The organism is Dietzia sp. IBK-p2-16D, from assembly GCF_057773085.1.
In genome coordinates this window covers 172,525-187,206 of record NZ_JBYMTL010000006.1, presented here as the reverse complement: position 1 = coordinate 187,206, position 14,682 = coordinate 172,525, and the positions used below count along the sequence as shown (strand labels likewise).

General features: G+C 68.9%; 13 protein-coding genes. 7 read left to right on the top strand and 6 right to left on the bottom strand.

The features are described from left to right. Window positions 1–2: 2 nt before the first annotated feature. The gene (gene treY / locus AC3DE3_RS13745) at window positions 3–2,483 is read left to right on the top strand and encodes a malto-oligosyltrehalose synthase (protein ID WP_488370356.1); all 2,481 of its coding nucleotides are present in this window, start codon (window positions 3–5) and stop codon (window positions 2,481–2,483) included. A gap of 110 nt (window positions 2,484–2,593) precedes the next feature. Here the strand turns inward: treY and AC3DE3_RS13740 are convergent, their stop codons facing one another. Both AC3DE3_RS13740 and AC3DE3_RS13735 read right to left on the bottom strand, forming a co-directional pair. Then, window positions 2,594–2,959: an RNA-binding S4 domain-containing protein gene (locus AC3DE3_RS13740; protein WP_260487150.1), complete on the bottom strand. Its 366-nt coding sequence runs from the start codon at window positions 2,957–2,959 to the stop codon at window positions 2,594–2,596. Window positions 2,960–3,153: 194 nt separating this feature from the next. Continuing rightward, on the bottom strand, window positions 3,154–4,083 hold the full coding sequence (locus tag AC3DE3_RS13735; RefSeq protein ID WP_488370355.1) for a type IV toxin-antitoxin system AbiEi family antitoxin domain-containing protein: 930 nt from the start codon (window positions 4,081–4,083) through the stop codon (window positions 3,154–3,156). Between the two features lie 454 nt (window positions 4,084–4,537). Between AC3DE3_RS13735 and AC3DE3_RS13730 the strand changes: the two genes are divergently transcribed. Beyond that, window positions 4,538–5,248 carry a nitroreductase gene (locus AC3DE3_RS13730; protein WP_260487148.1) on the top strand — a complete coding sequence of 237 codons (711 nt, stop codon included), beginning with the start codon at window positions 4,538–4,540 and terminating at the stop codon, window positions 5,246–5,248. A 66-nt stretch (window positions 5,249–5,314) separates the two neighbouring features. On the opposite strand, the gene AC3DE3_RS13725 is transcribed toward AC3DE3_RS13730, so the two are convergent. Further along, the gene (locus AC3DE3_RS13725; RefSeq protein ID WP_256821287.1) at window positions 5,315–5,554 is read right to left on the bottom strand and encodes a hypothetical protein; all 240 of its coding nucleotides are present in this window, start codon (window positions 5,552–5,554) and stop codon (window positions 5,315–5,317) included. 4 nt (window positions 5,555–5,558) lie between these two features. Then, a complete protein-coding gene (locus tag AC3DE3_RS13720) occupies window positions 5,559–6,236 on the bottom strand; it encodes an IMPACT family protein (protein WP_488370354.1) in 678 nt (225 codons plus the stop codon). Between the two features lie 98 nt (window positions 6,237–6,334). Between AC3DE3_RS13720 and treZ the strand changes: the two genes are divergently transcribed. Then, window positions 6,335–8,182 (top strand): malto-oligosyltrehalose trehalohydrolase, encoded by a 1,848-nt coding sequence (gene treZ / locus AC3DE3_RS13715; protein WP_488370353.1) that lies wholly within the window; start codon window positions 6,335–6,337, stop codon window positions 8,180–8,182. Window positions 8,183–8,213: 31 nt separating this feature from the next. Here treZ and AC3DE3_RS13710 read toward each other — a convergent pair whose 3' ends face one another. Beyond that, on the bottom strand, window positions 8,214–9,776 hold the full coding sequence (locus AC3DE3_RS13710) for a hypothetical protein (protein WP_488370352.1): 1,563 nt from the start codon (window positions 9,774–9,776) through the stop codon (window positions 8,214–8,216). A 324-nt stretch (window positions 9,777–10,100) separates the two neighbouring features. Between AC3DE3_RS13710 and AC3DE3_RS13705 the strand changes: the two genes are divergently transcribed. The 4 genes from AC3DE3_RS13705 (at window position 10,101) to AC3DE3_RS13690 (ending at window position 13,224) form a co-directional block, all read left to right on the top strand. After that, a complete protein-coding gene (locus tag AC3DE3_RS13705; RefSeq protein WP_488370351.1) occupies window positions 10,101–10,844 on the top strand; it encodes a hypothetical protein in 744 nt (247 codons plus the stop codon). A 71-nt stretch (window positions 10,845–10,915) separates the two neighbouring features. Then, on the top strand, window positions 10,916–11,587 hold the full coding sequence (locus AC3DE3_RS13700; protein WP_488370350.1) for a hypothetical protein: 672 nt from the start codon (window positions 10,916–10,918) through the stop codon (window positions 11,585–11,587). A gap of 25 nt (window positions 11,588–11,612) precedes the next feature. Then, the gene (locus tag AC3DE3_RS13695) at window positions 11,613–12,356 is read left to right on the top strand and encodes a hypothetical protein (protein ID WP_488370349.1); all 744 of its coding nucleotides are present in this window, start codon (window positions 11,613–11,615) and stop codon (window positions 12,354–12,356) included. 361 nt (window positions 12,357–12,717) lie between these two features. Beyond that, window positions 12,718–13,224 (top strand): hypothetical protein, encoded by a 507-nt coding sequence (locus tag AC3DE3_RS13690; RefSeq protein WP_488370348.1) that lies wholly within the window; start codon window positions 12,718–12,720, stop codon window positions 13,222–13,224. Between the two features lie 144 nt (window positions 13,225–13,368). Here the strand turns inward: AC3DE3_RS13690 and ilvA are convergent, their stop codons facing one another. Then, complete coding sequence (ilvA, locus tag AC3DE3_RS13685; RefSeq protein WP_488370347.1) at window positions 13,369–14,643, bottom strand: threonine ammonia-lyase IlvA; 1,275 nt, start codon at window positions 14,641–14,643, stop codon at window positions 13,369–13,371. Window positions 14,644–14,682: the final 39 nt, after the last annotated feature.

The following is a 14,682-nucleotide window of genomic DNA, read 5'->3' as shown; positions in this document are numbered from 1 at the left end:
GCATGGCCGTCGAGGACCCGACCGGGGCGACGCCGCTGGCCCGCGCAGCAGTGCTGGCGAGCACCTATCGCCTCCAGCTGCGCACCCCCGCCTCGGATCCCGACGGCCGCGGCTTCACCCTGGCCGACGCCGAGGACCTCGTGCCCTACCTGGCAGACCTCGGCGTGGGCGCGGTGTACCTCTCGCCCGTCCTGACCGCCACACCCGGTTCCACGCACGGGTACGACGTCGTGGATCCGACCACGGTCTCGGCCGAACTCGGCGGGATCGACGCGCTGCGCTCACTGCGGGCGGCGTGCCGGTCCCACGGGCTGGGTCTCGTGGTGGACATCGTCCCCAACCACCTCGGTGTGGACGAGCCGGCCGCCAACCCGTGGTGGTGGGACGGGCTGAAGCGGGGCCCCGACTCGCCGCATTTCCCGTTCTTCGATTTCGACACCGAGGACGCGAACGGGGCCGGCGGCAAGATCGCGATCCCCGTCCTTGGGTCACCGGACGACGTGGCCGACTTCGTCGTCGTCGCACCCACCGACACCGACTCCGGCGAGGCCGAGCTCGGCTTCTACGACCACCGGTTCCCCATCACACCGGGCACCGCCGACGGCACCGCGCAGGAGGTCCACGACCGCCAGCATTACCGACTCGTCCACTGGCGTGAGCCGCTGCTGGGCTACCGGCGGTTCTTCACCGTGACCGGGCTGGCCGGGCTGCGGCAGGAGGACCCCGCGGTCTTCGACGCCACCCACGCCGAGGTACGCCGCTGGTGCGAGGAGGACCTCGTCGACGCCATCCGCGTCGATCACCCCGACGGGCTCGCCGACCCCGTCGGGTACGCGCGTCGGCTGCGGGAACTCGCCGGTGACGACCGTGTACTGCTGGTGGAGAAGATCCTCGCGCCCGGTACCGATTCGACCCCGCCCGAGGTGCTCGACCCCACCATGGGCGTCGACGGCACCACCGGGTACGACGCGCTGCGGCTGATCGACCACCTGCTCGTCGACCCCCGCGGTGAGGGCCCGCTGTCGGAACTGGCCCGACGGTACAGCGGCGGCCCCGGCGACGAGGACCAGGTCCACGCCCAGTCCGCCGAACTCAAGCGGCAGATCGTGGAGGAGGATCTGGCGCCCGAGCTGTCGCGGTTGGCGCGCGCGGTGCGCCGCGAGGCCGCTGTGGGGCCGGGCGGCTCCGGGGTCGACGGTTATGGAAGCGACGACGGATATGGAAGCGACGACGACGAGGACGCCCTCCTCCGGGAAGCACTGATCTCGGTGGTCGCGCGCACGCCGTTCTACCGCGCCGACTACCCCGTCCTGCGCGGCACCCTGCCCATGATCCTCGGGGAGCTGCGTCGGCAGCGGCCCGAGCTGGCACCCGCGCTGGGGCTCGTGGCCGGGGCGCTGGCCCGCGGCGGCGAGGCGTCCACCCGGCTCGCGCAGGTCACCGGCGCCGCCACCGCCAAGGCCGAGGAGGACCGGTTGTTCTACCGGCTCGGGCGGCTGGTCTCACTCAACGAGGTCGGCGGCTCCCCCGGGCGGATGGGCCTGCCGGTCGAGGCGTTCCACCTGACGATGGCCGAACGGGCCCGCGACACCCCGCTGGCGATGACGGCCCTGAGTACCCACGACACCAAGCGCGGCGAGGACGTCCGCGCGCGGATCTCGGTGCTCTCGCAGCTCCCCGACGAGTGGGCGGGTTTCGTCTCGCGCGTGTTCGACCGGTTCCCGCCGCCCGCCGAGGACGCCGGATACTTCCTGCTCCAGGTGATCGTGGGTGTGTGGCCCGAGCGGGGCGGGCCGACCGACGAACTGCGGTCGCGCCTGCACGACTACGCCGACAAGGCGATGCGTGAGGCCGCCGTCCACACCACGTGGACTGATCAGGATGCCGATTTCGAGTCCGGCGTGCACCGGTGGATCGATGCTCTGATCGACTCCGGCGGCGGGGTGCTCGGGCCGTTCGTCGAGCGCATCGCGCCGGCGGGCCGGGACAACTCGCTGATCGCCAAGGCCGCGCAGCTGCTCGGCCCCGGCATCCCCGACGTCTACCAGGGGACGGAGGTGTGGGAGGACTCCCTCGTCGACCCCGACAACCGCCGGTTCGTTGATTACGGGCCGCTGCGCTCCGGCGCCGTCGCCCGCGCGGGACACCCGAAGTTCGTGCTGGTCCGCGAACTGCTGCGGTTGCGGCGGGCGTATCCGGAGGCCCTGACCGGCGGGGCGTACGTGCCGCTGCCCGTGCAGGGGCCCGCCGCCTCCGACGTGGTGGCGTTCACGCGGGCCGTCGATGATCGGCCGGCGGTCGGGATGATCGCGCGGCGGCGCACCGCGGTGTTGCCCGCCGCGGAGTTCACCGGGACCGAGGTGCTCTTGCCGGAGGGGTCGTGGTCGGTCCGCCCGGACGGGTCGCCGATCTCGGGCCGCGTCGATCTCGGCGAGCTGCTCAGTGACACGGCGGTCGTGGTGATCGTCCGCGAGGACGGCTGACTCGCGAGCTCGCCGGGTCGCTCGGACGCGGGGCCCTCGGTCGCGGTTTCTGAGTCGCGGGGCCCTCGGTCGCGGGCTCTCAGTCGCGGGGCCCTCGGTCCGCGGCGCTCTCAGTCGCGGCCCAGCAGCCGGTCGGTCTCCCTCCGCTCCCGCTTGGTGGGCCGTCCCGCGCCGCGGTCCCGCCGCGGCTGGGAGGCCAGGACCTCCTTGGGCGGAGGCGGGGGCGAATGGTCGATGTAGCAGGTCGCGGCCACCGGGGCGCCGACCCGCTTGTTGACCGTCCGCACCACCTCGAGGATGCGGACCCGCCCGAGGGCGCCGGTGACCTGCACGCGGTCGCCGGGTACGACGGGCTTCGACGGCTGCACCGCCTCGCCGTTGACCTTGACGTGCCCGCCACGGCAGGCTGCCGCCGCCTTGGTCCGCGACGGGAACAACCGCACCGACCACGTCCACGCGTCCACCCGAACACTCATGGCGCGAGGATAACCCCACCATGCCCGCAACCTGACCTCTCGGATTCCGCCTCACCTGCGGGACCCCACGGGTCAGGCAGAATCGGACAGGTCAGCCGGGATGGGTAGCCACGACGGGCAGGGCGGGCGGGACGGAGTGACGGGTCTTGCCGCGCCGTGTCGTGGTTCCCCGGCGCCCTCCGCACTCCCTCGGCTCACGCGGCGGCCGGGTAGAGGACTTTTCGAATCCGCTCGGCGAGGAGACGCGGCTGCTCGAGATCCGCCCACCGCCAGTGCAGGACCCGATAGCCGAGGGCCAGCAACTCAGCGTCCCGGTCTTTCTCACGAGCCAGTCGGCGTCTGAGTTCGAACCCGTCCGCGCCGTCGAAGTACTTGCCGAACCCATCGCATTCCCCGATCACCCCGAACTCGCGCCACAAGAAATCCACCCGCGCGATGCGGTTGCCGTGGGTGTCGAAAATGTTCGCCTGGGTCTCGGGCGTCGGCAGCCCGTGATCGATGAACGTCAGCCGGCTCAGCGTCTCCGCCACGCTCTCGCTCCGATGATCGACCAGGCCCAACGCCGACCGGGCCTTCCTTATCCCCATTCGTCCCGAGGCCTGCTGCAACGCGAGTTCCACATCCGGGTCCGTGACGAGTCCACGATGCCGGGCGGCGTCCGCGACCGACACCGCAGCGTCCCTTCCCGTTGACAGCGCGACATCCACCACCGTCCTCGCCGGAGTCGTCACCTGCAGCCCGTCGACTCTGGTGACCTCCTCATCGTCGAGCCCCACCGTGTGGTGCGTGACCAGACGCGACGTACGGCTGCGGCCCTTGTCACCCGCAGCCGAGGTGGTGACCCGCCCCAGCGGCAGACCCCATCCGGGCAAGCCGTGCACCAGAGCGGCAGACGAGTGGGAGAACACGGGCGAGCCCAGGGCAGCATCCGCCGCCAACACCGACAGCAGGTGACGGGACTCCCGCGGGAGCTCCTTGGCGGTGCCCGGGACATAGAACCCGGGTCGCAGCCTGACCAGTTCTCCGGAGGCCACCGATCGGCTGAGCAACTGGCTGGACATCCCCCGGCCGACCAATTCGTCGGTCGTCAACAGCATCTGGCGTAGTTCGTTGATCTCGTGCACACGCTGATGATCACCGAGGCACCGCTCCGGGCCGGGTTTCGGATGCCCGATTCACGCTCACCTGTGGAGGCGGCAGCGGTTGTGGACAACGGGCACCGCCACTCCCGTTGGACCCTCGTCCGCCGAGCGGCGACTGCCACGGACCGGGGCGACGCATCGTGACCTGTCCGATTCCGACTCACCTGCGGGATCCCGCGCGTCAGTCGGAATCCGACAGGTCAGTCGGAATCCGACAGGTCAGTCGATCGCCCGCGGTCCCGTGGCTCGTGCTGTGCTCAGCCGCGGGTGCGGCGGCGGGTGCGGCGGCGGGTGCGGCGTCGGATGCGGGTGCGGGTGGGGCGGATGGGGCAGTAGTGGCAGTAGTGGCAGCGCAGGCGGCTGCAGCCCCTGTCACGTCGCCCGGGGCACCGTGCGAGACTGGGATCACATCGCCCCGCCGCCCACTGGAGGACCCATGACCGACGCCGCCGCCACGCTCGACGCTGCCGCCACGCTCGACGCCGCTGCCACGCTCGAGCAGATCCTCGACGGCCGCAACAGCTGCCGGGGCTTCACCTCGGAGCCGGTCCCGGAGGAGACGATCGACCGGATCTTCCGGATGGCCCAGCGCACGGCATCGTGGTGCAACTCGCAGGCCTGGCAGGTGGAGCTGGTGACGGGGCAGGCGACGGCCGCATTTGGTAAGCACCTCACCGACCACGTGCTCTCCAGCGACATGAGCTCGGATTTTCCCGCGCCGGAGCGGTATGACGGTGTGTATGGCGATCGCCGCCGGGCGAGCGGATTCGGGCTCTACTCGGCGCTCGGCATCGAGCGGTCGGACAAGGATGCGCGGCTGCGTCAGATGCTGGAGAACTACCGCTTCTTCGGCGCCCCGCACGTCGCGGTGATCACTTCGGACGCGGGCCTCGGCACGTACGGCGCGGTGGACTGCGGCGGCTATGTGTCGACGTTCCTCGCGGCGGCCACGTCACTGGGAGTCGCCACGTGCGCCCAGGCCGCGATCGCCCTCTACTCGGACGCGGTCCGCGAGCACCTACAGATCCCCGAGGACCGGCTCATCGTGTGCGGGATCTCGTTCGGTTACGCCGACGCCGACCACCCGGCCAACACGTTCAGGGCCGAGCGCGCCGACCTGACCGACGTGGTGCGCCGCCACGGCTGAGCCCGGAGCGACCGGCTCGCCGCGCTCGAGTCCGCCCGCGTCGCAGCCGGTCCCCCCCGGTTCGTCTCAGTACAGCTCGCGCTTCTGCCCGGACTTGCCGGAGATGGCCTTGCGGACCTTGTTGCCGTTGTAGATCGCCACGATCGCGGCCAGGATCGCCACCACCGTGAAGAACGAGCTCGCGAACAGCGCGATGGGCAGCGACACAGCCGTCACACCCAGCGCGATCGCGGTGGTGCGCGCATCCTTGCGGACCTGCTGCTTCTGCTGCTCGATCGAGTTCGGCTGGTAGGGCTGCATGCTCATGTAGTCAGGATTCCATATCCGGGCGAACGGCCGCGTTCTCGGTGGTGGCCACACCCGCGGACTCCCATTCGACCCCGCCCGAGGTGCGGGTGGCAAGGATCGGGCCGAGCACGTCGATCTGGCCGGCGACGGTCAACCGCACCCGCCGGCCGTAGTCGACGTCCATCACCCGGGCACCGACCGAGCGCAGCGCCCCCTCGAGACCGCCGGCCACGGCGTGGTCGACCTCGGCCGCCCACGCGGGGGTGCGGGTGACCTCCGCGACGCGACCATCAAGCCACGCGGAGTCGACCGCCTCGGACACCGCCGCCGAGTAGGCCCGCGCCAGCCCGCCGGTGCCCAACTTGGTGCCGCCGAACCACCGCACGACCACCGCGCACACCCCGGTGAGGCCACTTCCCCGCAGCACGTCCAGCATGGGTGTCCCGGCGGTGCCGGAGGGCTCGCCGTCGTCGTTTGACCGCTCGATTCGGCTGGACCCGGGAACGTCCACGATGAAAGCACTGCAGTGGTGGCGAGCCGACGGGTGCGCCGCCCGGAGTTCGGCGATCAGGACGCGGGCGTCCTCCTCGTCGTCGCACCGTCTCAGCACGGCCACGAACCTGGAGCGTTTCTCCTCGTACTCCCCCGTCACGTCCGGTCCGGCGGTGAGCCGGAGCACGCGGGGCGGGGAGTCGGTCATGTCCCCAGTATCGCCGTTGGTCGTGGATGGGCGCAGGTCGGCCGACGGTGATCGCTCGCGTCTCCCCGCGGCGGCGCGTTTTCCCTACGCTGGGCGGTGTGACCTCACCGAGCCAAGCGACCCCGCCCGACTCGAGCGCGACAGCCACGACCGCGCCGACCTCGTCCACCGTCCCCGCCGGCGCCACCCCGCGCGACGAGATGTTCTCCGTCTGGGCGCCCACGGCCCGCGGGGTGGGGCTGGTGCTCGACTCCCCCGACGCCGACCCGGTTCCGATGCGACGCGCCCCGGGCGGCTGGTGGACGTCCGGCATACCCCGGGAGCAGGGCAGGGACTACGGGTTCGTGGTGACCGGCGACGACGACGAGGTCAGCCCGCCGCGGCCCGACCCGCGGTCGCCGCGTCAGCCGAACGGGGTGCACGGGCTGTCGCGGGTGCACCGCCTCGACCCGTCCCGCTGGACGGACGAGGGGTGGACGGGGCGACAGCTGGCCGGATCGGTGATCTATGAGATGCACGTGGGCACCTTCTCGGCCGGCGGGACGCTGACCAGCGCGATCGGGCACCTCGACGAGCTGGTCGAACTGGGCGTGGACATGGTCGAGGTGATGCCGCTCAATGCCTTCAACGGCGAGTATGGCTGGGGCTACGACGGCGTCGCGTGGTTCGCGGTGCACGAGCCGTACGGCGGGCCGGACGCGTTCCAGGATTTCGTCGACGCCTGCCACGCGCGGGGTCTGGGCGTGTGTCTGGACGTGGTCTACAACCACCTGGGCCCGTCTGGGAACTACCTGCCGGAGTTCGGCCCGTACCTGTCCGCCGCGGACGGCCCGTGGGGGTCGGGGCTCAACCTGGACGGCGAGCACGCGGGCGAGGTGCGGCGCTACATCATCGACAACGCGCTGCGCTGGTTCGACGAGTTCCATGTGGATGCGCTGCGGCTGGACGCGGTCCACGCGCTGCACGACGCGTCGGCCGTGCATCTGCTCGAGCAGCTGACGGTGGAGGTGGAGTCACTGTCGACGCATCTGGGGCGGCCGTTGTCGCTGGTGGCGGAGTCGGACCAGAACGATCCGCGACTGGTCACCGCGCGCGAGGGCGGCGGCTACGGCCTGGACGGGCAGTGGGACGACGACGTGCACCACGCGATCCACGCCGCCGTGTCCGGGGAGCGCCAGGGCTACTACGCCGACTTCGGGTCGCTCGAGTCGCTGCGGCAGGTGCTCACGGGGGCGTTCCTGCACGCGGGGACGTTCTCGACGTTCCGGGGGCGCGTGCACGGGCGGTCGCTGGACGTGGGCCGCGTGCCGGGATCGCGGTTCGTGGCCTACACGCTGACGCACGACCAGGTGGGCAACCGCGCGGCCGGCGATCGTCCGTCGATGAACCTCACGCCGCAGCAGCAGTTGGCCAAGGCCGCGATCGTGCTGTGTTCGCCCTTCACTCCGATGCTGTTCCAGGGCGAGGAGTGGGGCGCGCGGACGCCGTTCTGCTTCTTCACCTCTCATCCCGAGCCGGAGCTGGCCGAGGCGGTGCGCCGGGGCCGGACCCGCGAGTTCGCGGCGATGGGCTGGGATCCGGACACGGTGGCGGACCCGCAGGATCCGGACACGTTCCGTCGCTCGGTGCTCGACCGCACGGAGCAGGCGGCCGATGAGCACGCCGAGATCCTGCGGAACTACCGCGCGCTCATCGCCCTACGGAAGGCCGAGCCCGAACTCAGCGATCCGTGGCTGGGCTCGGTCCGGGTGGACTGCGGCGTGGGGGCCGACGACAACCGCTGGCTGGTGGTCCACCGCGGCTCGCTGGCGCTGGTGGTGAACCTGGGCACCGAGCCGTCGCGGGTCCCGCTGGCCGGCGAGGCGGTGTTCGCCTCGGGGGCGGTCGCCGACGACGACTCGGTGTTCTGCCAGGCGTTCGGGTTCGCGGTGGTGCGGACCGGCTGAATGGGACAGCAGTGTCCGGGCCGACCAGGCTCTAGTTTGCGAACCCCACCGAGAACCTGCCGCCCTGCCCGATACTCCCGGTCAGCCAATCCCACACCAGCTGAGGCGCGCGGAAGAATCCTTCGAGGCTGACCGACCCCTCGCCGCCCTCTGGCAGGGGCGAGCTCGGGTTCGTCCCGGTGACAATGGCAGCGACGGAGACCGGCGATTGTCCCGCGTAACGGTCCAGGTCGTTGATGATCAGGGGCACGATCTCGGCGCGGTAGCGGTAGGTCTTGGTGTTCTGTGCCTGCGTCAGGGTGTCCACCGGAAAGGCGATCTGCTTGGTGCCCGTGCCGCTGGGCACGGGCAGCGGAGCACCGTGCGGCTGGTCGTCCTTGTACAGCTGGATCTGGAGGTTCGCCGGGAACGAGCGCCCGGACGGTGGGGTGACGTTGGCCCTGAGAGTGACGGGCATGGTGCCATTCGCGAGCTGCCCGTTGGTGGACGAGAGGGCAACCGTCGCGTTGATCTCGTTGTAGCCCACCGAGTAGCTCATCGGCGCGGACGTGCTGGCCTCGATGTCATCCGCTCGCCCGGTGTACGTGGCGGTCACCTCGTAGTTGTCGCGGATCTCCCCGATAGAGATATCGGGGAACGTGTAGGTGGTCGACGCCACGCCGGTGGCGTTGATGTTGGCGGTCGGCGAGGCGATGATCGCGCCGGTCTCGAGATCTTTGATGTCGAATCGCATGAGCGCCCCTCCAGCAATCACATTCGTCATCAGCTCCTCACTCGTTGAGACCTGCGCCGAGAGGGTCGCACTGAGGCTTGACCTGGGCAGATGCGTCCCCGCACTCGTCATGGCGGTGGAGGTCTTGGCGATGTATCGAGGACGGGAACCATCGACATTGGTTGAAGAGAGAGCGGCGCCTGCGGACGACGTTCCGCAGTAGAGGAGCATCGTGAAAGTGTTCGAGCTTCCCGACTGCTCGGAGAGCATAATGGTGTTCGCCGTACCGTTCGTATTGCTGCCACTCCCCCCCTGAGCGGCCTTCACGCCCGCCCGGATGGTGGTCCCACCCGAGTTGACTGGTGCACGCACGGTCATCATGACCTCCGGAAGACGGAAGGTCGTGTTGGCTTCGACTTCAATGCCCCCCTGCCACTTGTTGACCTGGGTGGTGTCAGCCCAGGTGTCCGTCTCGAACGAAGTGGCCGTCCCGCCCCAGAGCCGGGCGAACGCGCCGTTCGCATCAGGCGCGCCAGCTGCGTTCACCCGTGCGACCGACGGCGTACCGGAGAAGTTGGCGCCGCCGCCATAATTCGACGCAGCCAGTCCCACCGCTCCGCTCGGGAACGCGATGTCGTAGCTGACCTTCCCGACCTTTCGGTTGCCGGTGGCCATTTGCCCGGGCTGGACGAATATGTTGAACACCTCACCTGGCGCAACCGTCGCAGGGTGCCGGACCGTCACCGTCTCGGGACTCACCGTGACGCGCTGCCCCTTCTCGGTATCCCACCAGTTGTTGAACCGAGTACAGGAGTGGGTGACCGAGGTCGGCGTGGTCACCAACCCGTCCGCGAGCGCTGACGGCACGGTCGGCAGTGCCACACCTCCCACTACTGTCGCCGCCACCAACGCTAGGGACTTACGCCACAGGCCCATTCGCAGGCTCCTTTATAAATTCGTAACTGGAATTTGCAGACACGGGGCCGCTACCTAACGGACCGTGAGACGCTCGTCACACTAGCAGTCGAAGCTTAGATTGAAGGTACCTGCGCGGAGATCTTCGGCTCACCTGCACAGATCTCCTTAACAAGAGATTAGAGAAGGATGTTGTATTTTGGGTCACACAGATTCATACTTCAGTGAACCTCGCCGATCGCCGATCGCGGCGACGAGATTGCGCGACCTCACACCCCAGGAGTTAGACGGATGCCCACTTGGCGGAACCTCGGCCATCTCGCAGCGGCAGTTGCCGTCCTCAGCGCATCCGGGACGGGCGCGGTGGCGTCGGCACAGCTGCCCGGGGTGACTCCGGGCAAGAGCGTGGTGATCGTGGACGACACGACCATTCAGGTCGCCGTCGACGCCCCCAACCTCGCGGCCGGCACCGTCGGGGTAAGTCTGCAGAACAATTCGGACTCCGCTGTGACGTGCTCCGGAATCCGCGGCGACAGGTCAGGCACCATGACCCGGGCCGGAACCGTCACGACCTCTGAAATCGTCAGCCGCACGGTCGACTACTACGCCAAGTACCTCCACGCTTTCGACCCCAGCCTGCCCATCTACGTGGGCAGCGGGACGCTCATCAATATGAACATGGCTGCGGGTCTCGGGAGCGTCACCGATCTGGTCCCGGGCAGCATGACCGGGGGGCTTCGCCCGGAGTTCGGGGCGGCCGGCCGCCTGGGCGAGCTGTACACCGAGGCGCGCGTAAACGGGCTCGTCGCCACGGTCAGTTCCGTGTCCATTCCGGCACGGAGCGGAATCACCCTCACCGCCCAACTGAACGATCCCGCCGCCGGGCCTCGTCCTGCGAACTTCCGACCGGCCGCTGTATTCGGCTGCCAGCGCGGTGGGCAGGACTACATCTACTCCGGCTACCACGGAGAGGACACCCCGAGCATTCCGCTGGGGAGCATCTCGTCCTCCGAGACCGGCCGCTTCGGCAGCTGACCCCGAACTTGCCCCTCGTGCCGTACCAGGAGAGACCATTGAAGACACCTTCCCGTCGTGCCCTCGCCGGCATGGCCGCCATCGTCGTGGGCTTGAGCTCGTCGGGCGCCGCAAGCGCCCAGATTCCCGGAGCAATAGACACCGGAACGGTGGTGATCACCAACAGTGACCGCCTTCTCGTCCGTGTCAATCCCGCGGGAGCGGCCGCCACACAGGTCACGGGCACCATTCAGAACACCACCGGAACCACCTTCCGGTGCGCCACGCCCGGCGTCCGTAGCAACGAGTACCCGGGGCAAGTCACCGAAGCCATGATCGTGGCGAGGTCGATGAAGTACTACTCCAAGAACGTGTTCGTTCCGGTCGGGGGCGTCGAGTTGGACGTGGAGGCGCCCATCACCCTCGACCCCCTCGCCTTCGGAAGCCTCCTGGATTTCTTCCCGACCGGGAGCTTCAACAAGCCGGTGGGCGACACTCGCTCCGAATACATGGGCATCTACGCCGCCCAGACCGACGCGCGGATCAACGGTCACACGGGAGACCCCAAGGTCAGCAACGCGACGGCGTTCAACGTGGGCGGTAATGCAACCGTCAACTGGACCGCAGCCCTCGGAACTCCGGCCTCCGGAATCCGGACCGACTTCGACGCAGGCGCGATGTTCTACTGCCGCACCACCAGCGGCAGCCCGGAACGCCACTACGTGTTCGCCGGCTACGAGACCGGCTCCGCGCCCACCATCTGACCGAAGATCCCGACGGAGAGAACCTATGACACTGGCACGACGCGCCTCGCTCATCGCCGCGGCAGCCATGGCCATCGCCGCCGTCGCGGCACCGACAACAGCCCTGGCCCAGAACGTGATCCCCGGAGACCTTGCTGCCGGGAAAACCGTCATCACCTGGCTGCCCGGGGTCGACATCGCCGTAACCCAGCCGGATTCCGCGAGCGTGCGATTCGTGATGACGAACAATTCCGGCCGCAATCTCACATGTAATGGACCTGCCAACGACTCCGGGATCGGCGCGACGGCGACGACTGCGAGGGTCGCCCAGGCCGCTGTCCAGTACTACGCGAACTTTCCCTACAAACCCGACCCCAAGGACAGTTTCGGCAGCACCGGCAACGTCGGGGCGGGCGATGGCGACCTCACGGTTGATATCGGATGGGCGCCCATTCTCGGTTTTCTCCCGACCGGAAGCATCGCGCCGTTCCTCGGCGACTCCTACGCCGCTCGCGACTGGATCTCCAGTCAGCATTACAAAGCGACAATGAAGGGTCAGACCGGCACGACCGCCAACTTCTCCCTCAACAGCGGCGCCGCCCCCCTGACAAGAACCATCAACCTCGGACCGCCGAGCAACGGGGTGCGGGACATGAACAAGCTCGACGCCGGTGTCTACCTCGTATGCACGTCCGGGGACGACGCCTTCGCGTTCGCCGGGTACGAGAACGGGCCTCCGTCGCCAACCAACGAGGGAACTCTGCCGATCGGTTCGACGGGCAACCGCTAGCACCGGGGCGGGACCACTCAGTCGCTCACATGATCGCCGGGACATGGTTCTCGGCGACCATGCGGGCGGCCACGTGTGGTTACGAGATCATCACGAGAGCAGTGATTAAATCCTCACGCTTGACCCGAGGGGTGTCACGGACCGCGCTCAACGCCCCGGAGACGGAGAGGCGCCGGACTTATCCGCGCTGCTCATAGGGGTTTGCCTTATCGAGAAGCGCTGCTGCTGGACACTTTTCAGAAATGTGTTTGCAATCACACTCCGCATATGTAACGCTTAGCAAGCGTCCAGTTTGTAAGGCGCATCACAGTCTCGGCCATCAGGGGAACGAGACCTTCCAACATCCTTAAGGGGACTCTTCATGGCATCCGCCTCGCTTCGTTCGACCCTGCGTTCCGCCGTCGCCGTCGGCGCGTTCGGTGCACTCGCAGTGTTCGGCACCGCGGCCACCGCCGGCGCCCAGCCGACCGGGCCCGTCCAGGTCGACGCACCGTCCTTCGGCAGCCTCGGTTCGTTGTCGGGCCTCGTCGGAAACTGGACCAACCTGGACGGGTTCTTCGACGGCTCCGTTGGTGAAACCGGCTCGCTCACCGGCTCGGTCGGTTCGGTGTCGGGTTCCGCCGAGTCGGACTCCCAGCAGGGTGTGGCCGAGACACTCGAAGCAGGGTCGTCCACCGGTTCGGCGGGCTCACTGGGCCAGATCGCCGGCAACATCGACCCCGACGGTCTCGAGGACGCCAACACCGGTTCCGCGGGCATGTCTTCCGACCTGCTCGGAATGGTCGGAAACGTGCCGGCCGGTTCGGTCGGCGACTTGATCCAGTCCGGCTCCACCGCGCTCGGCGCCTTCAACCCGCCGGCCCCGTGATCCCCTGATCAAGACGCACGTCTGACACCGTCTAGCTGACACCAGGCCAGAACCCCTGCAGGACGAGAGATCGTCCGGCAGGGGTTCTGTTGTGTCAGCGGTCGGAACGGAGGGAGCCGTCGGTACGGCGGCGCAGCCCGCCCGTCAGGTCAGATACTCGTACGCGGCGGTGCCGGGCTCGAGGCGCTCGCAGTCGATCCGGGAGGCGTCCATCCGCTCCAGCAGCGAGTGCAGGCCGGTGGCCGAGCCGAGCTCGATGCCCACGAGCGCGGCGCCGTATTCACGGTTGTTGCGCTTGAGGTACTCGAACTGCGTGATGTCGTCCTCGGGGCCCAGGACCTCGTCGAGGAACCGACGGAGCTGGCCGGGCTCCTGGGGGAACTTGACCAGGAAGTAGTGCTTGAGCCCCTTGTGGACCAGGGAGCGCTCGATGATCTCGCTGTAGCGCGAGACGTCATTGTTGCCGCCCGAGACCAGGCAGACGACGGTGGCGCCCTCGTCGATCTCGAGCTGATGCAGAGCCGTCACCGACAGCGCGCCGGCGGGCTCGGAGATGATGCCCTCGTTCTGGTACAGCTCCAACATCTCGGTGCAGACAGCACCCTCGTCCACGGTGAGGACCTGGATCCGCTCGGACATCGACGAGATGATGCCGAAGGGGAACTCGCCGAGTCGGGCGACCGACGCCCCGTCGACGAAGGTGTCGACGGTGTCGAGGGTGATCGGCTCCCCCGCCTCGAGCGCCTTGGTCAGCGACGGGGCCCCGGTGGGCTCGACCGCGATGATCTTGCAGTCGGGCGCGTACTCGGCGAGATAGGTCGCCACGCCACCGACCAGGCCGCCGCCGCCGACGGGGACCACCACGGCGTCGGGCGTCTCGTCGAGCTGGGCGAGGATCTCGGCGGCGATGGTGCCCTGCCCCGCCATCGTGTCGGGGTGGTCGAACGGCGGGACCATCGTCGCCCCGGTGCGCTCCGCGTCGGCCCGGGCCGCGGTCTGGGCGGCGTCGAAGTTCGTCCCCGTCACCACGAGCTCCACCCAGCTGCGTCCGTGGGCGAGGATCCGGTCCCGCTTCTGTTTGGGCGTGTTGGTCGGTACGTAGATCCGCCCGTTGATGCCCAGCACCCGGCAGGCGAACGCCACGCCCTGGGCGTGGTTCCCGGCACTGGCCGTCACGACGCCGGCGCTGCGCTCGTCACTGTTCAGCTGCGCCATGAGGTTGTAGGCGCCGCGGATCTTGTACGAGCGGACGTCCTGCTGGTCCTCGCGCTTGAGCAGGATGTGCGCGCCGGTCTGCTCACTCAGCCGCTCACTGATCTGGAGGTCGGTGCACCGGACCACGTCACCGATCCGGCGGGCGGCTTCGTCGATGTCGTCGGGGGTGACGACCTGGGTCGTGGTGGAATCGGTGACGGTCACAGCCACCAGTGTCCCACCGCGCCCACGATCACCGCCAAC